19 protein-coding genes are annotated in these 20,317 nt (G+C 68.8%); all 19 read left to right on the plus strand.

Annotated elements, in window-relative coordinates; genetic code table 11:
• The first annotated feature begins 7 nt into the window (after window positions 1-7).
• The 19 genes from flgE (at window position 8) to VFE83_RS01740 (ending at window position 20,292) form a co-directional block, all read left to right on the plus strand.
• Window positions 8-1,231 carry a flagellar hook protein FlgE gene (gene flgE / locus VFE83_RS01650; RefSeq protein ID WP_324903125.1) on the plus strand — a complete coding sequence of 408 codons (1,224 nt, stop codon included), beginning with the start codon at window positions 8-10 and terminating at the stop codon, window positions 1,229-1,231.
• A gap of 31 nt (window positions 1,232-1,262) precedes the next feature.
• The gene (locus VFE83_RS01655) at window positions 1,263-2,006 is read left to right on the plus strand and encodes a flagellar basal body rod protein FlgF (RefSeq protein WP_324903126.1); all 744 of its coding nucleotides are present in this window, start codon (window positions 1,263-1,265) and stop codon (window positions 2,004-2,006) included.
• Between the two features lie 110 nt (window positions 2,007-2,116).
• Entirely contained in the window at window positions 2,117-2,902 is a 786-nt protein-coding gene (flgG, locus tag VFE83_RS01660; RefSeq protein ID WP_324903127.1) for a flagellar basal-body rod protein FlgG, read from the plus strand.
• A 143-nt stretch (window positions 2,903-3,045) separates the two neighbouring features.
• Window positions 3,046-3,729, plus strand: coding sequence for a flagellar basal body L-ring protein FlgH (flgH, locus tag VFE83_RS01665; RefSeq protein WP_324903128.1), 684 nt, complete (start codon window positions 3,046-3,048; stop codon window positions 3,727-3,729).
• Between the two features lie 141 nt (window positions 3,730-3,870).
• Window positions 3,871-4,989, plus strand: coding sequence for a flagellar basal body P-ring protein FlgI (locus tag VFE83_RS01670; protein WP_324903129.1), 1,119 nt, complete (start codon window positions 3,871-3,873; stop codon window positions 4,987-4,989).
• A gap of 339 nt (window positions 4,990-5,328) precedes the next feature.
• On the plus strand, window positions 5,329-6,288 hold the full coding sequence (gene flgJ, locus VFE83_RS01675) for a flagellar assembly peptidoglycan hydrolase FlgJ (protein WP_324903130.1): 960 nt from the start codon (window positions 5,329-5,331) through the stop codon (window positions 6,286-6,288).
• Between the two features lie 22 nt (window positions 6,289-6,310).
• Complete coding sequence (flgK, locus tag VFE83_RS01680; protein WP_324903131.1) at window positions 6,311-8,191, plus strand: flagellar hook-associated protein FlgK; 1,881 nt, start codon at window positions 6,311-6,313, stop codon at window positions 8,189-8,191.
• A complete protein-coding gene (gene flgL, locus VFE83_RS01685) occupies window positions 8,188-9,387 on the plus strand; it encodes a flagellar hook-associated protein FlgL (RefSeq protein WP_324903132.1) in 1,200 nt (399 codons plus the stop codon). Before flgK ends, flgL begins: the two co-directional genes overlap by 4 nt.
• Before the next feature lie 424 nt (window positions 9,388-9,811).
• Window positions 9,812-10,936, plus strand: a complete 1,125-nt coding sequence (locus tag VFE83_RS01690; RefSeq protein ID WP_324903133.1) for a flagellin — start codon at window positions 9,812-9,814, stop codon at window positions 10,934-10,936.
• A gap of 38 nt (window positions 10,937-10,974) precedes the next feature.
• Complete coding sequence (locus VFE83_RS01695) at window positions 10,975-12,111, plus strand: flagellin (protein WP_324903134.1); 1,137 nt, start codon at window positions 10,975-10,977, stop codon at window positions 12,109-12,111.
• A gap of 136 nt (window positions 12,112-12,247) precedes the next feature.
• Window positions 12,248-13,579, plus strand: coding sequence for a flagellar filament capping protein FliD (gene fliD, locus VFE83_RS01700; RefSeq protein WP_324903135.1), 1,332 nt, complete (start codon window positions 12,248-12,250; stop codon window positions 13,577-13,579).
• A gap of 18 nt (window positions 13,580-13,597) precedes the next feature.
• Complete coding sequence (fliS, locus tag VFE83_RS01705) at window positions 13,598-13,993, plus strand: flagellar export chaperone FliS (protein ID WP_324903136.1); 396 nt, start codon at window positions 13,598-13,600, stop codon at window positions 13,991-13,993.
• Window positions 13,990-14,280, plus strand: a complete 291-nt coding sequence (locus VFE83_RS01710; protein WP_324903137.1) for a hypothetical protein — start codon at window positions 13,990-13,992, stop codon at window positions 14,278-14,280. Before fliS ends, VFE83_RS01710 begins: the two co-directional genes overlap by 4 nt.
• Window positions 14,277-14,840, plus strand: coding sequence for a PilZ domain-containing protein (locus VFE83_RS01715; protein WP_324903138.1), 564 nt, complete (start codon window positions 14,277-14,279; stop codon window positions 14,838-14,840). Before VFE83_RS01710 ends, VFE83_RS01715 begins: the two co-directional genes overlap by 4 nt.
• 216 nt (window positions 14,841-15,056) lie before the next feature.
• The gene (locus VFE83_RS01720) at window positions 15,057-15,686 is read left to right on the plus strand and encodes a response regulator transcription factor (RefSeq protein ID WP_324903149.1); all 630 of its coding nucleotides are present in this window, start codon (window positions 15,057-15,059) and stop codon (window positions 15,684-15,686) included.
• Window positions 15,687-15,798: 112 nt separating this feature from the next.
• A complete protein-coding gene (locus VFE83_RS01725) occupies window positions 15,799-16,737 on the plus strand; it encodes a class I SAM-dependent methyltransferase (RefSeq protein ID WP_324903139.1) in 939 nt (312 codons plus the stop codon).
• A gap of 324 nt (window positions 16,738-17,061) precedes the next feature.
• Window positions 17,062-18,444 carry an RNA polymerase factor sigma-54 gene (gene rpoN, locus VFE83_RS01730; protein ID WP_324903140.1) on the plus strand — a complete coding sequence of 461 codons (1,383 nt, stop codon included), beginning with the start codon at window positions 17,062-17,064 and terminating at the stop codon, window positions 18,442-18,444.
• Between the two features lie 10 nt (window positions 18,445-18,454).
• A complete protein-coding gene (locus VFE83_RS01735) occupies window positions 18,455-18,838 on the plus strand; it encodes a response regulator transcription factor (protein ID WP_324903141.1) in 384 nt (127 codons plus the stop codon).
• The gene (locus VFE83_RS01740) at window positions 18,835-20,292 is read left to right on the plus strand and encodes a sigma-54 dependent transcriptional regulator (RefSeq protein ID WP_324903142.1); all 1,458 of its coding nucleotides are present in this window, start codon (window positions 18,835-18,837) and stop codon (window positions 20,290-20,292) included. Before VFE83_RS01735 ends, VFE83_RS01740 begins: the two co-directional genes overlap by 4 nt.
• Window positions 20,293-20,317 lie beyond the last annotated feature (25 nt).

A 20,317-nucleotide genomic window follows, 5' to 3' on the forward strand; every position in this document is an offset into this window, starting at 1 on the left:
ACACGCCATGGGCTTCAACACTTCGCTGTCCGGCATCAACGCCGCCAACTCCGACCTCAACGTCACCGCCAACAACATCGCCAACGTCAACACGACGGGCTTCAAGGAATCGCGCGCCGAGTTCGCCGACCTGTTCTCGTCCACCGCCTACGGCCTGTCGCGCAACGCGATCGGTTCGGGCGTGAAGCTGAGCAACGTCGCCCAGCAGTTCTCGCAGGGCAACATCGACCCGACCGGCCGCGGCCTGGACGTGGCGATCGACGGCGAAGGTTTCTTCGTGCTCAACGACAACGGCGCGCGCGTGTATTCGCGTGCGGGCAACTTCCAGCCCGATGCCAACGGCTTCATCGGCACGCCCGACGGCAAGCGCCTGCAGGTGTTCGCGCCCAATGCCAACGGCAATGGTTTCGATGCTGGCCGCATGGTCGACCTGCAGCTGCTGACCACCACCAGCCCGCCGCAGGCCTCCACCAACGTGGCCATGCAGGTCACCCTGCCCGGCAACGCGACGCAGCCGACGGTCGCGCCGTTCGATCCCACCGACACCAACACCTACAGCCACTCCACCGGCGGCGCGACGGTGTACGACTCGCTGGGCGTGGCGCACGTGCAGACCTCGTACTTCGTGAAGACCGCCAATGCCAACGAGTGGCAGGTCTACAACTACATCGACGGCGCGTCGGTCGGTGCGCCGACGACGCTGCAGTTCAACGGCTCGGGTGCGCTGATCGCGCCGGCCAGCGGTCAGATCACGATGGATCCGTACACGCCCACCACCGGCGCCGGCGTCATGAACCTGACGCTGAACCTGTCGGGTTCGGCGCAGTACGGTTCGGCATTCGCGCTGCGTGACATCCGTCCCGACGGCTACGCCGCCGGCAAGCTCAACGAGATCGACATCGATTCCACCGGCGTGGTGTACGCGCGCTTCTCCAACGGCGACGACCAGCCGCTGGGCCAGATCGCGCTGAGCACCTTCACCAATCCGCAGGGCCTGCAGCCGCAGGGCAACAACGTGTGGGCCGAGACCTATTCCTCGGGCACGCCGCGCACCGGTGCGCCGGACACGGCGGACTTCGGCACGCTGCAGTCGGGCGCGCTGGAAGCCTCCACGGTCGACCTGACCGAACAGCTGGTCAACATGATCACCGCGCAGCGCAACTTCCAGGCCAACGCGCAGATGATCTCGACGCAGGACCAGATCACCCAGACGATCATCAACATCCGCTGACGCGCGGATGCATTGAACGGACGACCGTGACATGACCGACCGCGCGCTCTACATCGCCATGACCGGCGCCAGCACGTCGCTGAAGACGCAGGCCTCGGTCGCGCACAACCTGGCCAACGCCGACACCGTCGGTTTCCAGGCCACGCTGGGCGGCAGTACGGCGGTGCCCGTCACCGGCAACGGCCACGCCTCGCGCGTGGCTGCGGCCGGGCAGACCTACGGCGTCAGCGACACGCACGGCGCCATCATCAATACCGGCAACACGCTCGACGTGGCGATGCACGGCGACCGCTGGCTGACGGTGCAGGACGCCGGCGGCGGCGTGGCCTACACGCGCGCGGGCAACCTGCAGCTCACCGCCAACGGCGTGCTCACCAGCAACGGGCGCCCGGTACTGGGCGCCAACGGTGCACCGCTGACGGTGCCGCCGTACCAGTCGCTGGACATCGCGGCCGACGGAACCATCTCGATCGTCCCGCAGGGCCAGCCCGCCTCGACCATCGCCGAAGCCGGCCGCCTGGGCGTGGTGCAGTCGCGCACCGCCGACCTGGTGCGCGGCGACGACGGCCTGATGCGCCCGGCCAACGGCCAGCCGCCGCCGCCCGCGGTGGGCGACTCGCTGGTCCCCGGCGCGGTGGAGAACAGCAACGTCGAGGCCACCTCGATGCTGGTGCAGATGATCCAGACCGCGCGCGCCTTCGAGATGCAGGTACGCGTCTTGCAGAGCGTTGACGAGAACGCACGCAGCGCGAATTCGCTGCTCGGGTCGCGCTGAACCCTCTCGTAGGAGCCAGCTTGCTGGCGACCGTCGAGTCGATTTCCTGTCGCGAGCAAGCTCGCTCCTACATCGCTTCATCCGACACACCGTAGAACCGGAGACACGCCATGAACCAGGCTCTGTGGATCGCCAAGACCGGCCTCGACGCGCAGCAGACGCGCATGGCGGTGATCTCGAACAATCTCGCCAACACCAACACCACCGGATTCAAGCGCGACCGCGCGGAATTCCAGGACCTGCTGTACCAGACCGTGCGCCAGCCCGGCGGCGCCAGCTCCGAGCAGACGCAGCTGCCCACCGGCCTGTCCACCGGCACCGGCGTGCGCGTGGCCGCCACCGCCAAGGAGTTCTCGCAGGGCAGCCTGGCCGTCACCGGGGGCGCGCTCGACGTGGGCATCGACGGTCGCGGCTTCTTCGAGGTGCTGATGCCCGACGGCAGCACCGCCTACACGCGCGACGGCAACTTCAAGCGCAATTCGCAGGGCGAGATGGTCACCAGCTCGGGCTATCCCGTGCAGCCGGGCATCCAGTTCCCCGAGGGCACGCAGAGCGTGACCATCGCCGCCGACGGCACCGTCTCGGTGAAGGTGCAGGGCCAGGCCGAGGACGTGCAGGTCGGCGCGCTGACGCTGGCCGACTTCGTCAATCCGTCGGGTCTGCAGGCCATCGGCGGAAACCTGTTCGTCGAAACCGGCGCCAGCGGCCCCGCACAGCAGGGCGCGCCGGGCACCAACGGCATCGGCCTGCTCGCACAGGGCCAGCTGGAAAGCTCCAACGTCAACGTCGTGGAAGAGCTGGTGTCGATGATCGAGACGCAGCGCGCGTACGAGACCAACGCCAAGGCCATCTCGACCACCGACTCGATGCTCGGCTTCCTCAACAACAACCTGTAATCGCCAGAGCGAATCTCCCCCGGCCCCTCTTTTTCAAAGAGGGGAGAACAGCACAGAGCCAGGTCGTGGATGTCCATCGCGGAGCCCGGCTTCCCCCTTTGAAAAAGGGGGACACAGGGGGATTGGCTTTCCAAGGAAACCCCATGAACGCCCGACTCACGTTCGCCGCACTGCTCACCCTCGCCTGCTCCGGCTGCGCCACCATCGTGGGCGACGTGCGTCCGTACGAACCGATGACCGCACCGCCGGTCGCGTACGCGCCACCGCCGGCATCGGCCAGCGACGGTGCCATCTACCCGGGCAGCCGCAGCCTGCGCCTGTTCGAGGACAACAAGGCGCGTGGCGTGGGCGACCTGGTCACCATCGTGCTGGTCGAGAACACCAGCGCGCGGGCTCAGGCCAACACCTCGGTCAGCAAGGACTCCACTATCGACATGGCCGCGCCGACCATCGCCGGCGTGCCGATCACCTACAAGGGCAACGCGATCCTTCAGGCCTCGGTGGAGGGTTCACGCGATTTCGAGGGCGCCGGCAACAGCAGCCAGAGCAACCGCCTCAGCGGTTCGGTCACCGCGACCGTGGTCCAGGACCTGGGCAACGGCAACCTGCTGGTGCGCGGCGAGAAGCGCCTGCGCCTGAACCAGGGCGACGAGCTGGTCCAGGTTCAAGGAATCGTGCGCACGGCCGATATCGGTCCCGACAACCGCATCCCGTCCGACCGCGTCGGCGATGCGCGCATCGTCTATGGCGGGCGCGGCACGCTGGCAAGGTCCAACGCGATGGGCTGGCTGGGCCGGTTCTTCAATTCCGCTGTCTATCCGTACTGAGGAGGGCGCATGAACATCCGTTTGCTTGTCCTCCTCGCCACTTCGTCATTCCGGCTCAAGCCGGGATCCGGGCCGGGCGCGCGTGGAGTCGCCGCGAGTCTTCTCCATGCGCTGCGGGTCCGGTTCCCGGCTTTCGCCGGGATGGCGTCCCGGGTGGCGTTCGCGCTGGCCTGCGCGCTCGCAGGGCTGGTGCTGACGCTGGCCGTCGTGCCGCCCGCCCATGCCGAACGCATCAAGGACCTGGCCCAGGTGGCTGGCGTGCGCGGCAATCCGCTGGTGGGCTACGGCCTGGTGGTCGGCCTGGACGGCAGCGGCGACCGCACCAGCCAGACGCCCTTCACGGTGCAGAGCCTGAAGACCATGCTCGACCAGCTGGGCGTCAGCATTCCGCCGGGCGTGAATCCGCAGCTGAAGAACGTCGCCGCGGTCGCGATCCACGCCGAACTGCCGCCTTACGCCAAGCCGGGCCAGCCGATCGACGTCACCGTTTCGTCCATCGGCAACGCCGGTTCGCTGCGCGGTGGCAGCCTGCTGATGGCGCCGCTGAAAGGCGCCGACGGGCAGATCTACGCCATCGCGCAGGGCAGCCTGGTCGTGTCGGGCTTCGGCGCAGCCGGCAGGGACGGCTCGCGCATCTCGGTCAACGCGCCCAACGGCGGCCGCATTCCCAACGGCGCGATCGTGGAACGCGCGGTCGCCGGCGCGCCGGCTTCCGGCAACGTCACGCTCAACCTGCACGAGGCGGATTTCACCACCGCCTCGCACATCGTCCAGGCGGTGAACCGCGAGTTCGGCAATGGCCGCGCGCGCGCCGTGGACGCGGTGACCATCGAAGTGACGCCGCCCTCCGACGGCGACCGCGTCGGTTTCCTGGCACGGCTGGAATCGCTGGACGTCAGCCCCGGCGCGGCGGCGTCCAAGGTCATCGTCAATTCGCGCACCGGCACCGTGGTGATGGGCGGCCAGGTCAGCGTGCTGCCGGCGGCGGTGTCGCACGGCTCGCTGACGGTGTCGATCACCGAGAACACCCAGGTCAGCCAGCCCAACGAATTCGGCCGCGGCGCCACCGTGGTCACGCCGCAATCGACGGTGGAAGCCTCGCAGGACGGCGGTCGCATGTTCCTGTTCGAAGGTGGCACGTCGCTGGAGCAGATCGTGCGCGCGGTGAACGCCGTGGGCGCCGCGCCCGGCGACATCGTCGCGATCCTCGAAGCGCTCAAGCGCGCCGGCGCGCTGCGGGCGGAGCTGGAGGTGATCTAGTGGGGAGTGTGGACCGCCTGCTCGAATGCCGTCGCTCTCGCCTGAAGAAGGGTGACCGGGTGTTGGCTTCGCCGGCGGACAGGATGCGGGCCACGGAGCGCCTCCCGGCGCTTGCTCTCCTCTCCCCCAACCCCTCCCCGCAGGGGAGGGGAGCCAAAGCATTCCCCTCTTTGAAGAAAGGGGGCCATGGAAGACTCGCTTCCGCCGTATTCCCCTCTTTGAAAAAAGGGGGCCAGGGAGGATTCGCTTCTGCCGTCTTCCCCCCTTTGAAAAAGGGGGGCGAGGGGGGATTCGCTTCTCCGACCAAGGTGCAGGCACAACTCTTGCCTTGACCCCACCATGCGCCTGCCCGCTTCCATCGCCACGCCGCTCTCGACGCCGGACACCGCGCGTCCGGATCGCGCGCGCCTGCAGCACGCGGCGCAGCAGTTGGAGGCGCAGTTCGCGCAGATGCTGGTGAAGTCCATGCGCAGCGCCAGCTTTGGCGACCCGCTGCTGGGCGACAACAGCACCTACCGCGACATGTACGACCAGCAGCTCTCGCGCGAGCTCGCCAAGGGCCGCGGCCTGGGCCTGGCGCCGCTGATCGTGCGCCAACTGGAACAGGCCACCGGCGCCACCGCGCCTACGGCGTCGCCCGGCGCGTTCCCGTTGAACCCGACCGCTCCGTCGATGTCGATGCCGACGTCGCTGTCGCTCACGCCCAGCAGCGACGGTGTGTCGCTGTCGGCCGTGCACACGCCGGCGTTGCCCTCGGTCGAACCAACCCCGACCGACTGCGTTACGAATGCGCCGCTGGACTGCAGCAGCCCGGAGGCCTTCGTGCGTTCGGTCTGGCCGCACGCGCAGCGCGTGGCGGACGAACTGGGCGTCTCGCCCAAGGCGCTGGTCGCGCAGGCCGCGCTGGAAACCGGCTGGGGCCGGCGCCTGGCCAACCGCGAAGGCGGCGCCACCTCGCACAACCTGTTCGGCATCAAGGCCGGTTCGCGCTGGAGCGGCGACCGCGTCAATGCCTCGACGCACGAATACGTCGACGGCCAGCGCCGCAGCGAACGCGCCGACTTCCGCGCCTACGGCTCGGTCGGCGAGAGCTTCGACGACTACGCGCGCCTGCTCGACAACCCGCGCTACGCGCAGGCGCGCGCAGCCGGCCACGACACGCGGCGATTCGCCCAGGCGCTGCAGCGCGCCGGCTACGCCACCGACCCCGCCTACGCCGCGAAGATCAATGCGATCGCGGAAGGCGCCACGCTCAACCGTGCGCTCGCCTCGCTGGACGGCGGCGCGACGCGCGGCTGACACGCAGGAGGCTGACCCCCCGATGGCCAACGTCCTTTCCACCGGTGCCGGCGCGCTCATCGCCTTCCAGCGTGCGCTGGCCACGGTGAGCCACAACGTCGCCAACGTCGCGACCGAGGGCTACTCGCGCCAGCGCGTCGACCTGGCCACGCGCAATCCCACCGACATGGGCTACGGCTATGTCGGCAACGGCGTGCAGGTGGCGGACGTGCGCCGCGTCGCCGACCAGTTGGCGACTTCGCGGCTGCTCGACACCGGCGGCGAGCTCTCGCGCCTGCAGCAGCTGTCCGCCCTCGCCTCGCGCGTGGACAGCCTGATGTCCGATTCGGCCACCGGCCTGTCCGGCGTGTGGTCCAACTTCTTCGACGCGACCACCGGCCTGAGCAGCAACGCCTCGTCATCGGCCGCGCGCGAGGAAGTGCTGTCCGACGCCAACGCGCTGGCCAACCGCTTCAAGCAGCTCAGCGGCCAGCTCGATTCGCTGGACAACGAGGTCAACAGCGGCCTGCGCAGCGCCGCCGAGGAAGTGAACCGCCTGGGCGCCGAAATCGCGCGCCTCAACGGCGAGATCTCGTCCAATCCGAACCACGTTTCCAACGACCTGCTCGACCAGCGCGACCGCCTGGTGTCCGAGCTGGTCGGCTTCACCGGCGGCACGGCCGTCGCGCAGGGCGATGGGTCGCTCAACGTGTTCACCGCCGGCGGCCAGGCGATGGTGGTCGGCAACACGTCGGCCAAGCTCACCACCGTTACCGACCCGTACCGGCCCGAGCGCCTGCAGCTGGCGCTGGACGCCAATGGCCAGCAGATCCAGCTCAACCAGACTTCGCTGGGCGGCAAGATCGGCGGCCTGATGGATTTCCGCAGCGACGTGCTCGATCCGGCGCAGGCCGAACTCGGCCGCATCGCGGTGGGCCTGGCGGAGACGTTCAACCAGCAGCACCGCGCCGGCATGGACCTCAACGGCCAGATGGGCACGGACTTCTTCAGCCTGCCGGCACCGAAGGTCAACGGCCACAGCGGCAACACCGGCACCGGCACGCTCACCGCCAGCGTCGGCGATCTGTCGAAACTCGACGGCCAGAACGTGCTGCTGAAGTTCGACGGCACCGCGTGGAGCGCCACGCGCGCAGACACCGGCGCCAGCATTCCGCTCACTGGCACCGGCACCGCCGCCGATCCGCTGGTGGTGAACGGCGTGGCGCTGGTCGTGGGCGGTGCGCCGGCCAGTGGCGACCGCTTCCTGCTGCAGCCCACGGCCGCCGCGGCCGGCGGCATCGGCGTGGCCATCGACGACCCCAGCCGGATCGCCGCGGCGACGCCGGTGAAGGCGCAGGCCGACCTGGACAACGTCGGCACCGGCAAGGTCAGCGGCATCAAGGTGACCGACGCCGCCAATGCCGACCTGCTGACGCCGGCCGACATCGAGTTCATCGACGCCACGCAGTACACCGTCAACGGCAGCGGTCCGTTCACCTATACGCCGGGGCAGCCGATCAACGCCAACGGCTGGAGCCTCACGCTCGACGGCGTGCCGGCCGCGGGCGACCACTTCGCCGTCGGCCGCACGGGCGCGGGTTCCAGCGACAACGGCAACGCACTGAAGCTGTCCAACCTGGACGACGCGAAAGCGCTCAACAACGGCACCGTGTCGCTCAACAACGCGCTGGGCGGCCTGACCACCAAGGTCGGTTCGGCCGCGCGCCAGGCCGACTACGCGGCCGAAGCGCAGCAGATCCTGCACGACCAGGCGCAGTCCGCGCGCGATGCGATCAGCGGCGTCAACATCGACGAGGAAGCGGCCAACATGATCCGCTTCCAGCAGGCCTACCAGGCCGCCGCGCAGGTCATCTCCACCGCCGACAGCATGTTCCAGTCCCTCATCAGCGCGGTGAGCCGATGAACACGCGCATTTCCACCAGCGGCGTCTACCTGCAGTCGCTGAGCACCATGCTGGGCAAGCAGGCCAGCCTCTCGCACACGCAGCAACAGCTGGCCACCGGCAAGCGCCTGGTCACCGCGAAGGACGACCCGGTCGCCGCCGGCACGGCGGTATCGCTGGATCGCTCCGCCGCGGAGCTGGAACGTTTCGGTCAGAACGCCAACGTGCTGGGCAACCGGCTCAACCTGCAGGAAAGCGTGCTGGCGCAGGCCGGCGATCGCCTGGCGCGCGTGCGCGAACTCACCATCCAGGCCAACAACGCCAGCCTGTCGAGCGAGGACAAGAAGGCCATCACCGCCGAGCTCAAGGTCATCCGCGAGGAACTGCTCGGCCTGGCCAACAGCCAGGACGGCAGCGGCCGCTACCTGTTCGGCGGCACCGACGACGGCCATGCGCCGTTCGTGCTCGGCGGCGGCGACGTCAGCTACACCGGCGACCAGACGCAGCGCCAGGTCGAGATCGCACCGGACCACTTTGTCTCCGACACGATCCCCGGCAGCGAACTGTTCATGCGCGTGCGCACCGGCGATGGCCGTGTCGACGGCTCGGCTGCCACGGCCAACACGGGCAGCGGCGTGCTGATGGAGTTCGGCGTCGGCAACACCGGCAGCTGGAACGGGCAGAACTACAGCGTGGTCTTCACCGCGCCGGACGCCTATGAGCTGCGCGATGCAGGCGGCGCCGTCGTCGGCACCGGCACGTACGAAAGCGGCGAAGGCATCAGCGTCGGCGGCCTCACCCTGCGCATCGACGGCGCGCCGGCCACGGGCGACAGCTTCAGCGTCGGGCCGGCGCAGACGCAGGACGTATTCGGCATGCTCGACGACCTGGTCACCGCGCTGGAACTGCCCGACGACACGCCGCAGCAGCGCGCCGCGCAGCAGAACCAGCTGCAGGCGTCGCTGCGCAACGCCGCCACCGCGCAGGAACACTTCATCGACGGACGCGCCACCGGCGGTGCGCAGCTCGCCGCGATGGACAGCGCCGCCGAACTGCGCGAGGCACAGTCGGTAACGCTGGAGACCACGCTGTCCGGCATCCGCGACCTGGACTACGCGGAGGCGATCAGCCGCTTCACCCTCGAAAGCACCGCGTTGCAGGCCGCACAAAAGGCCTTCATGCGGCTGCAGTCGAGTTCGCTGTTCGATTTGGTGTGATCGGGACTCGGGACTCGGGACTCGGGAAAACCGTAAGACTGTTTTGGCTCGTCATTCCCGCGCAGGCAGCTCGGCTCTACTTCGGCGGAGCCGAACATGGATCTAGTCGCGATTCCGCCTTTCGAAGGCAGTGAAGCACGCAAGGGTGGATCCCCGCCTGCGCGGGGATGACAGCAATGAAGCAAGAGCTAAAGAGGAAGCGGCGCTCGCCCCGGCCCCGGGCTCCGGGACCGGGCTGGGAAGCCCGACTGAGCATCACGTCACACGTCCACGCCATCCACGAAGACTTGTCAACCAGGAGCTAAAGGTTTCAACAGGGGCGCCGCTATTTACACCAGCAGCGGCAAGGGCCGGCTCCACCGACCAACCTCTGCGGTAAGCCGGCCGGCCAAGCGCCGGAGCCCGAAACCTACGGAGACCCACCATGGCACAAGTCATCAACAGCAACGTCATGTCGCTCAATGCCCAGCGCAACCTGGGTACCAACAGCGCGAGCCTGGCGACCACCATCCAGCGCCTCTCGTCGGGCCTGCGCATCAACAGCGCCAAGGACGACGCCGCCGGCCTGGCCATCTCGGAACGCTTCAGCACCCAGATCCGCGGCCTCGACGTTGCCGTGCGCAACGCCAACGACGGCATCTCGCTGGCCCAGACCGCCGAAGGCGCGATGGTCGAGATCGGCAACAACCTGCAGCGCGTGCGCGAACTGGCCGTGCAGTCGGCCAACGCCACCAACTCGCAGTCCGACCGCGACGCCCTGAACGCCGAAGTCGAGCAGCTGGTCGCCGAAATCGACCGCGTCGCCAACCAGACCAACTTCAACGGCACCAAGCTGCTGGACGGTTCGTTTGCCGGCGCACTGTTCCAGGTCGGCGCCAACTCGGGCCAGACCATCGGCGTGAACAACATCGTCGACGCCAACGCCGCCGCGCTGGGTGACGTCAAGTTCGCCGCCGCCGTCACCGGCACCGTCACCGCGGCCGACATCAGCGGCCTGACCATCAACGGCACCACCATCGCCGACGTGGACGACACGGGCGTGGCCGCCGACAACGCCAAGGCCCTGGCCCAGGCGATCAACGACAAGCTGGACCAGACGGGCGTCTACGCCACCGTCAGCGGCGCCGACGTGACCCTGACCTCGGTCAAGGCCGACAAGGACCTGGTGATCGGGGGCACGGTGGCCGGCACGGGCCTGACCGCCGCCACGACCAGCGCCTCGGCCGCGGCTTCCAGCTTCGCCGACGACATCGACATCTCCACCTTCACCGGTGCGCAGAAGGCGCTCGAGATCGTCGACGCCGCCCTGACCTCGGTGAACTCCGCGCGCGCCGACATGGGTGCCGTGCAGAACCGCTTCACCTCCACCATCGCCAACCTGCAGAGCACCTCCGAAAACCTGTCCGCCTCGCGCAGCCGTATCCGCGACGCCGACTACGCCAAGGAAACCGCCGAGCTGACCCGCACGCAGATCCTGCAGCAGGCCGGCACCGCGATGCTCGCCCAGGCCAACGCAGTCCCGCAGAACGTGCTCAGCCTGCTGGGCTGATCCGGACGACCAAGGCGAATTGAGAGGAGAACATACCCATGGCACAAGTCATCAACAGCAACGTCATGTCGCTCAATGCCCAGCGCAACCTGGGCACCAACAGCGCGAACCTGGCGACCACCATCCAGCGCCTTTCGTCGGGCCTGCGCATCAACAGCGCCAAGGACGACGCCGCCGGCCTGGCCATCTCGGAACGCTTCAGCACCCAGATCCGCGGCCTCGACGTTGCCGTGCGCAACGCCAACGACGGTATCTCGCTGGCCCAGACCGCCGAAGGCGCGATGGTCGAGATCGGCAACAACCTGCAGCGCATCCGCGAACTGGCCGTGCAGTCGGCCAACGCCACCAACTCGCAGTCCGACCGTGACGCGCTGAACTCGGAAGTCTCGCAGCTGGTCGCCGAAATCGACCGCGTCGCCAACCAGACCAACTTCAACGGCACCAAGCTGCTGGACGGTTCCTTCGCCGGCGCGCTGTTCCAGGTCGGCGCCAACGCGGGCCAGACCATCGGCGTGAACAACATCGTCGACGCCAACGCCGCCGCGCTGGGCGACGTGGACTTCGCCGCCGACGTCACCGGTGCGGCGATCGCCGACGCGGCGGCCGACGGCAGCGTGACGGGCCTGACCATCAACGGCCAGACCATCGACACGGTGTCGTACACCAACGGCACCAGCGGCGAGGACATCGCCACCGGCGTGGCCAACGCGATCAACAAGAAGTTCGACCAGACCGGCGTGTACGCGACGGTCGACGGCGACCAGATCACGCTGTCCTCGACCAAGGCCGACACGGCCCTGGTGGTCGGTGGCACGGTCGCCGGCTCGGGCCTGACCGCCGCCACCACCGCGGTTGCCGCCAACTTCGCCGACGACCTGGACATCTCCAGCTTCGGTGGCGCGCAGAAGGCGATGCAGATCGTCGATGCGGCCCTGACGTCGGTGAACTCCGCGCGCGCCGACATGGGTGCCGTACAGAACCGCTTCACCTCCACCATCGCCAACCTGCAGAGCACCTCCGAAAACCTGTCCGCCTCGCGCAGCCGTATCCGCGACGCCGACTACGCCAAGGAGACCGCCGAGCTGACCCGCACGCAGATCCTGCAGCAGGCCGGCACCGCGATGCTCGCCCAGGCCAACGCAGTCCCGCAGAACGTGCTCAGCCTGCTGGGCTGATCCAACCCGGCGGGGGCGCGCACCACGCGCGCTCCCGTCGGCCCTTTTCCAAGGAGACGCCATGACCATCGCCCGACGCTGTCCATCCCGCCACCCGCACCGCACCGCGGTCGCACGGCGCAGGGGCTGAGTCGCCATGGCCATCTCCTCGCTCGGCTCCGGGATGGACATCCCGAGCCTGGTCGCACAACTCGTCGCCGCCGAGCGCGCGCCGACCGAGAACCGCATCGCCCGCGGCGAGAACGCCGCCAAGACCCAGCTGTCGGCGATGGGTTCGCTCAAGAGCGTCTTCTCCGGCCTGCAGAGCGCGCTGGACAAGCTGCGCAAGGACGGCGGAAGCAGCGCCCGCACCGCCACCGTGCCCGAGGAAGCCGGCTTCACCGCCAGCGCCGGCACCACCGCGGCCGTGGGCGACTACGACATCGAAGTGCTGGCCCTGGCCAGCGCGCACAAGCTCACCTCCGCCGGCATGCCGGCCGACACCAGACTCGGCACCGGCAAGCTGGTCATCGAGGCGGGCGACGAGACCATCGAGGTCGAGATCACCGAAGGCCGCAACACGCTGGCCGACATCCGCAGCGCGATCAACACCGCCGCCGCGGGCAAGGGCGTCTCGGCCAGCCTGGTCAACGCCGACGACGGCCAGCATCTGGTGCTGACCGCCACCGACACCGGCACCGAAGGCAAGCTGCGCATCACCACGCAGGGCGGCAACGGCGGCCTGTCGGCGCTGGTGTACGACCCGGGCGTGCAGACCTCGATGAGCGAGACGGTGGCCGCCACCGACGCGCGCGTGAAGGTCGACGGACTGGAGCGCACCTCCAGCAGCAACAGCCTCACCGACCTGCTGCCCGGCGTGACGCTCAACCTCACCGAGGCCAAGCCGGGCGAGACCTTCACCCTGAAGATCGGCACCGACAACGCCGCGCTGCAGAAGACGCTGCAGTCGTTCGTCAGCGCGTACAACGCTGCGATCTCGATGACGAAGTCGCTGACCGCATACAACTCCGAGACCAACACTGCGGCCGCGCTCACCGGCGACAGCATGGTGCGCGGCCTGCAGAGCCAGCTGCGCAACCTGGCCAGCGAGCAGGTGGTGGATTTCAAGGCGCTGGGCCTGAAGATCAACACCGACGGCACGCTGGCGCTGGACACCACCGAACTCACCAAGGGCCTGGCCGAGGACCCCGGCGCGCTCAGCCGCCTGTTCTCCGGCGACGAAGGCTACGGCGCCGGCCTGGAGAAGCTGCTCGACAGCGTGCTCGAGGACGACGGCCTGCTCGACTCGCGCACCGACAGCCTCAACGCGCGGCTGAAGACCTACAACACGCAATACGAAGACCTCGACCGGCGCATGGAGTCGCTGCAGGCCCGCTACACCGCGCAGTTCACCGCGATGGAACAGCTGGTGACCCAGCTGCAGGGCAGCAGCGGCTTCCTTTCGCAGCAACTCGTCTCGATGTCGTAAGCCAGGAGAACACCCGCCATGCTCGGCTCACGCAGCTATGCCCAGCAGTACCGCAGCACCAGCGTCAGCGCTGCCGTGCTCGATGCAGACCCGCACCGCCTCGTCGCGCTCATGCTGTCCGGCGCGCGCGACCGCATCCGCCTGGCCGGCGCATGCCTGGAACGCGGCGACATTCCGCGCAAGGCCAAGGCCATCAGCGATGCCAGCGGCCTGATCGGCGGCCTCAGCGGCGCGCTCAACCTGGAAGCCGGCGGCGAGATCGCGGCCGGACTGCAGTCGCTGTACGACTATGCGCAGCAGCGCCTGGTATCGGCCAACGCCGACAACGACGCGGCCGCGTTGAACGAAGTGGACTCGCTGCTGGGCGACATCGAATCGGCCTGGCAGGCGATCACGCCGAAGGCCGCGCCATGACCGTCGCCGTTCCGTCGCTGCCCGAGGCCGAAGTGCGCGCTGCCGTGCACGCCGGACTGTGGGAGGAGGCCATGGAGTTGCTGGCCAGGCACGACCGCGAACTGCGCCAGGCACTCGACGGCGCCGACGTGTCGCAGCTGTCGGCCGGACCGTGGCGCGAACTGCTGGAACACCAGACCGCGTTGCTCGGCGACCTGAGCCTGATCCGCGACGAAACCGCGCGCACGCTGGCCCGCCTGGGCCGCGACCGCCGCGGCGCGCTCGCCTACCGGGAAGTGTCTGCGTGACGCCGCAGGCGGCCGAGGCGGCGCTGTTCGACGACGTGCTGATGCACGAGGATCGCCGCGCCGCGGCTTTCCTGCCCGACGGTCCCGACGCCGCTCCCATCCACGACTGCGTGGCCCGCGCCGAGATGCTGCTGGTCGCGCTGGCGCACAGCGAGAACGTGCGCGGCACCGAGGACAAGGACGACCTGGCCGAAACCTCGTCCGCGCTGCAACGTGTGGAAGCCAAGGTCGACCTGCTGCTGGGCCTGTTCGGCCGGCTGATGCGCGAACGCGGCCAGCTGCCGCAACCCACCCTGCTGCGCTGGTCGCCGCGGGGCGCGCGCGTGTCGATGCAGGGCGACGCGATCGCCGTGCGCCCGGGCACCGCCGGCGTGCTGCGCGTGCAGCCGGCCGAATGGCTGCCGGACTGCATCGACCTGCCCGCGCGAGTCATCGCCACCGACGGCCGCGAGGTGTGGCTGGAGTTCGGTCCGCTGTCGCCGGCCCTGTCCGATGCCCTGGAACGTCACCTGTTCCGCCTGCATCGCCGCCAGGTGGCGGAAAGCCGTCGCCTGCGCTGACTTTCGGCTAGTGCGGGACCGGATGTAAATCCCTGTAATCGCTCACGTTTCCGCACTCCGGACGGACCATCCAGTCGCGTCCGGTACGCCTGCGGATGGCCGCGCATCTGGAGCGGCCGTCACATTCCTGACGTGAACGCATGGCCGCTCCACGTCACCTCCGCTAAGGTGCCCGGACGGAAATCGGCACTGGGGAACGGAGTGGGTTCGGGGTTGTTGCGCGTACTGATCTGTGACGACCACACCCTGGTCCGAGCGGGGCTTCGCCGTCTGCTTGAGTCCTTCGCGGACATCGAAGTGGTGGGCGAAGCAGCGAACGCCGACCAGGCCGTCGTCGGTTCTCGCCAGCACCAGCCGGACATCGTCCTGCTGGACCTGTCGATGCCCGGTCGCAGCGGCTTCGAAGCACTCGTCGAACTCCGCCGCGACCAGCCAGCCTGCGCGGTGGTGGTGATGTCCATGCACGACGACCCGGCGCACGTGCGCGAGGCCCTCGCCCGTGGCGCCAGCGGCTTCGTCGTGAAGGAAGCCGCGCCGGCCGAGCTAGAGATCGCCATCCGTGCCGCCGCTGCTGGCCGCACCTACCTCAGCCCGCAGGTCTCGGCGCCGCAGTTGTTCGCCCGCCCGCGTACCGAAGACGGCATCGACGCCCTGCCCCCGCGCCAGCGCGAAATCCTCGCCGCCCTGGGCGCCGGCCGCACCAGCAAGCAGATCGCCGCGGACCTGGGCATCAGCATCAAAACGGTGGAAACCCACCGCGCCCGCATCATGGCCGCCCTGGGCTGCCGCAACGCCATCGAACTGCTGCGCATGGCGATGCGTTTGCACGACCGTCCGAACGCGTGACCAAGGGCCAGGCTTAGATCTTCACATCGTCTCGACGTTACTCGAAGCGATATGACCGGCGGCACTCATCCGCTTGAGTCACCACCTCCTTCGATGCGCGCGAGGACCCCAGATGCAAGCCGCCGCCTTCCATTGCTCCGCCCACCTGAGCGAAGACGAACTGTTGCCGCCAGACCCGGCCTGCCCGTTCTGCAACTCCGAGGCGAGGGTCCCGGTGACGTCGCTCCAGGAAAACCCAACCGTTGCTCTGATGCACTGCCGGCACTGCGATGCGACGTCCGCTTCGCGCATGCCACGTCCGGAGGTGCTGGAAAGATATTACGGTGACTATTACGAGGACCAGCCCGAGCAGGTCACGTTCGATAGGCCCGAGAGGCTGGCCAGCCACATCATTCGGCACACGTTCGCCTCGCTTGGTCAGCTCGGGGAGCGCGACGTCCTGATTGTCGATTTCGGCGGTGGCGACGGGACCCATTCGGTGCTCGCGGCGCGCCAACTTCTGGAACGAGGTGCACGCACCGTGCGCATCGTCTTGGTCGACCACAATCCGACCACGACCACCGTCGACGACACGCGGATCGTGGTAGTCCGCGCCAAGGACTTGGCTGAGATTCCCCATGCTGCCGCGGATCTCGTGCTTGCAAGCGCGATCCTGGAGCACATCCCCTACCCCAAGGACACCCTCGCAATGCTGTTTGCGGCGTTACGCCCGGGGGGAATGTTCTATGCGCGGACACCCTACGTAGTGCCCCTGATGAAACTTGCCCGTATCGCACACCTCGACCTAGATTTCACTTATCCCGGACACGTACATGATTTGGGCGCGCGCTTCTGGAATGGCGTCGGCGAACATCTCGACCTCGGTGTCCCCATCGAGATCATCCGTTCAACTCCCTCGATCGTGGAGACGACGTTCGATCAGCATTTCGGTCGGACCCTCGCCGCCTATGTGCTCAAAGCCCCTAGCCACCTGCTCAAGGAGCGCTACGGGCTGGTAGGTGGGTGGGAAGTCTTTATCCGGCGAGTGCCCGGAGAAGCACGCCGCCACTAAGGCGGACACTGGTCTTGAATCGAGCGTATCGGGCCCGCCCCGCCCTCTGGCCCACCCATTGCAGAGCCCACACGTCCGCCGCTTTCCCGACACCGCACCGGCGTCAAAAAACCAGAATGTCACGGCCATCGCCGTGCCCTTGCGCGTCAGCACCTGACGCGGCACAACAGGCGCCGTCGAAAACACGTCGCAAAGTAAGGGACGCCCCGACAAGACGACAGGTTTGCCCCGAAACGTGTCCGGGTTCGCCCCGATTCGTTAGCCGTCACCTTCACATCACGATGACGTCCGTGGCCGCCGGCTCTGGCGGATGGGGACACAGACGTGAAAGCTACGATGAGCCCGAAGCTCGGGCTGGGCGTCAACCTGACGCCGCAACTCCTGCAATCGATCCGCCTCCTGCAGCTCACCGCGCCGCAGCTCGAACTCGAGCTCCGCCAGGCGCTGGAGCGCAACCCGCTGCTCGAGCAGGAGGAGCCGGAGGACGACGCCGAGGACATCGCTGCCGACCCGCGCCTGGACACCGCCGCGTGGGACGAACTGCCCGAACCCTCCTTCCTGTCCGGCGGCAGCGTCGGCGGCGATTACGACGACGCCTCCCTGCGCGTGGCTGCCGGCGAGTCGACCGATCCGCGCGTGCGCCTGCTGCAGGCGCTGTCGCTGCAGTGGAACGCACGCGAGCTCGAACTGGCCGCCTGGTGGCTGGACCAGTGCGACGACCGCGGCTACCTCGAAGCGCCGCTGGACGAACTGCACCGCCTCGGTGCCGATACCTGCAATGTCGATGCCGGCGAGCTCGAAGTGGTCCGCCAGCGCGTGCTGCACGGCGAATGGCCGGGCGTGGCCGCGGTGGACGCCACCGAGTGCCTGCGCGCGCAACTGGCGCTGCAGCCGGCCGGTCTCGCGCGCGACCTCGCAAGCCGCATCCTGCGCGACCACCTGGACCTGCTGGCCGCGCACGACGAGATCGCGCTGGGACGTGCCCTGGGGGCCGACGCCGACGCTGTCCGCGCCGCGGTCGCCCTGATCCTGACTCTGCGCGCGCATCCGATGGACGAGGCGCCGGCCAGCGAGCACGACGTGGTCGTGCCGGACGTGGTGGCCTGGCGTGCCGACGGCCAGTGGCGCGTGGCGCTCAACAGCCGGCACACGCCGCGCGTGCGCATCTCGGCGCACTGCGAGCGCGCCCTGTCCGATGCCCCTGGCGACGTCAGCGTGCTGCGCGGCCTGCTTGACGAAGCGCGCTGGCTGGTGCGCGGCGTCAGCATGCGCAACGACACCCTGCTGCGCACCACGCAGGTGCTGGTCGAGCGCCAGCGCGCGTTCCTGGAGCGCGGCGAGGAAGCCATCGCCCCGCTGACCCTGCGCGAGGTGGCCGACGCCATCGGCATGCACGAGTCCACCGTCTCGCGCATCACCACCGGCAAGTACATCCAGACCCCGCGCGGCACGTTCGAGCTCAAGCGCCTGTTCGCCGTGCGCCTGGAAGGCGCCGAGGTGTCGGGCAGCGCGGTCAAGGCGATGGTCAAGCGCCTTATCGACGACGAACCCTCGCACGCACCGCTGGCCGACGACACCATCGCCGGCCTGCTGGCCCGCCAGGGCGTGCGCGTGGCGCGTCGCACGGTAGCCAAGTACCGTGACCAGCTCGCCATCGCCCCGGCCCGTCTGCGCCGCAGGCCGATGGCCCTGGCGAAGGCCGGCTGAGGACGATTCCATGCGCGAACTGAAGATTCTCATCGTCGACGACCACCCGGGCTTCATCAGTGCGGCGATCCGCCATCTGCGCCGGCAGCCGTGGGCGAACGTGGTCGGCACCGCCGGCAACGGCATCGAAGCCATCACCCAGTGCGAGACCCTGCGTCCGGACGTGGTGCTGATGGACATGGCGATGCCGGAAATGGGCGGCCTGCAGGCCGCGCGCCTGATCAAGGCACAGGACGAACCCCTGCCCTTCATCGTGATCGCCAGCCATTTCGACGACACCGAGCACCGCGAGCACGCGCTGCGCGCCGGTGCCGACGCCTTCGTCAGCAAGCTTGCCTACATCCAGGACGTACTCCCGCTGCTGGAGCGCCTGGCTTCGGAAGAAACGCCATGAGTGAATCGCGCATTCTGTTGATCGACCAGGACATGGCGCGCGCCGAGCGCATCGCCACGCTGCTGGAGTTCATGGATTTCACGCCCCGCATCGTCGCCGATGCCGCCGACCTCAACCTGGAGCGCGCGCGCGCCAGCGACTGGGTCGCGGTGGTCGCGGGCGACACCGGCGACAGCGATGCGTGGGAACGCTTCATCGCGTGGCTGGGCGCGCAGCCGATGCATCCGCCGTTACTGGAACTGCCGGGCCAGGCCGAGCGTGCGCCGTGGCGCGCGCAGATCCACCCGGACACCGTGTGGCCGCTGGAATACCCGATCCGCCGCGCGCAGCTGCAGGACGTGCTGCGCCGCGCCAGCCTCAAGCGCCTGGACGACGACGCGCGCCGCGAACTGCCGCCTATCGGCCCGACCGGCCGCAGCCCGGCCGTGCTGCGCCTGACGCGCATGATCGACCAGGTGGCCGCGTTCGATACCACCGTGCTGATCCTGGGCGAGTCCGGTACCGGCAAGGAGGTCGCCGCGCGTGCGATCCACGCCCGTTCCAAGCGCCGCGAGAAGCCGTTCGTCGCGATCAACTGCGGCGCGATTCCACCGGACCTGCTGGAAAGCGAACTGTTCGGCCACGAGAAAGGCGCGTTCACCGGCGCGCTGACGCAGCGCAAGGGCCGCTTCGAGATGGCCGAAGGCGGCACGCTGCTGCTGGACGAGATCGGCGACATGCCGATGGCGATGCAGGTGAAGCTGCTGCGCGTGCTGCAGGAGCGCTGCTTCGAGCGCGTCGGCGGCGGCGCCACCATGAAGTGCGATGTGCGCGTCATCGCCGCCACGCACCGCAACCTGGAAACGCACATCGCCGAAGGCAAGTTCCGCGAGGACCTGTTCTACCGCCTCAACGTGTTCCCCATCGAGATGCCGTCGCTGCGCGAACGCGCCGCCGACCTGCCCGACCTGATCGGCGCGATCACGCGCCAGCTGGCCGACAGCGGCCGCGGCCGCGTCAACCTGGCCGGCGACGCGGTGGCGATGCTGCAGCAGTACGCCTGGCCGGGCAACGTGCGCGAGCTGAGCAACCTGCTCGAGCGCCTGTCGGTGCTGCATCCGTCCGGGCTGGTGCGTGCCGACGACCTGCCGGCGCGTTATCGCAGCCAGCTGCCGGCGGACGCGACGTTCGAGGACCCGGCCGACGCGGTGCCGGTGATGACGCTGATGAAGCAGGCCGAAGCGCCGGATCCGTCGACGCTGTCGCCGACCACCACGCTGCCGCCGCAGGGCATCGACCTGCGCGGCCACATCGCCAACATCGAACTGGACCTGATCCGCGCCGCCCTCGCCCAGACCGGCGGCGTCGTCGCCCACGCCGCCCCGCTGCTGGGCCTGCGCCGCACCACGCTGGTGGAGAAGCTGCGCAAGTACGGCATCGAGCGCGACACGATGGAGTTCGCGTCGGGGTTCTGAGGGATGGATCGATCGGGGCGGTTGT

Origin of the sequence: Lysobacter sp. (assembly GCF_035655815.1) — a bacterium.
Taxonomy (GTDB): domain Bacteria; phylum Pseudomonadota; class Gammaproteobacteria; order Xanthomonadales; family Xanthomonadaceae; genus Lysobacter_J.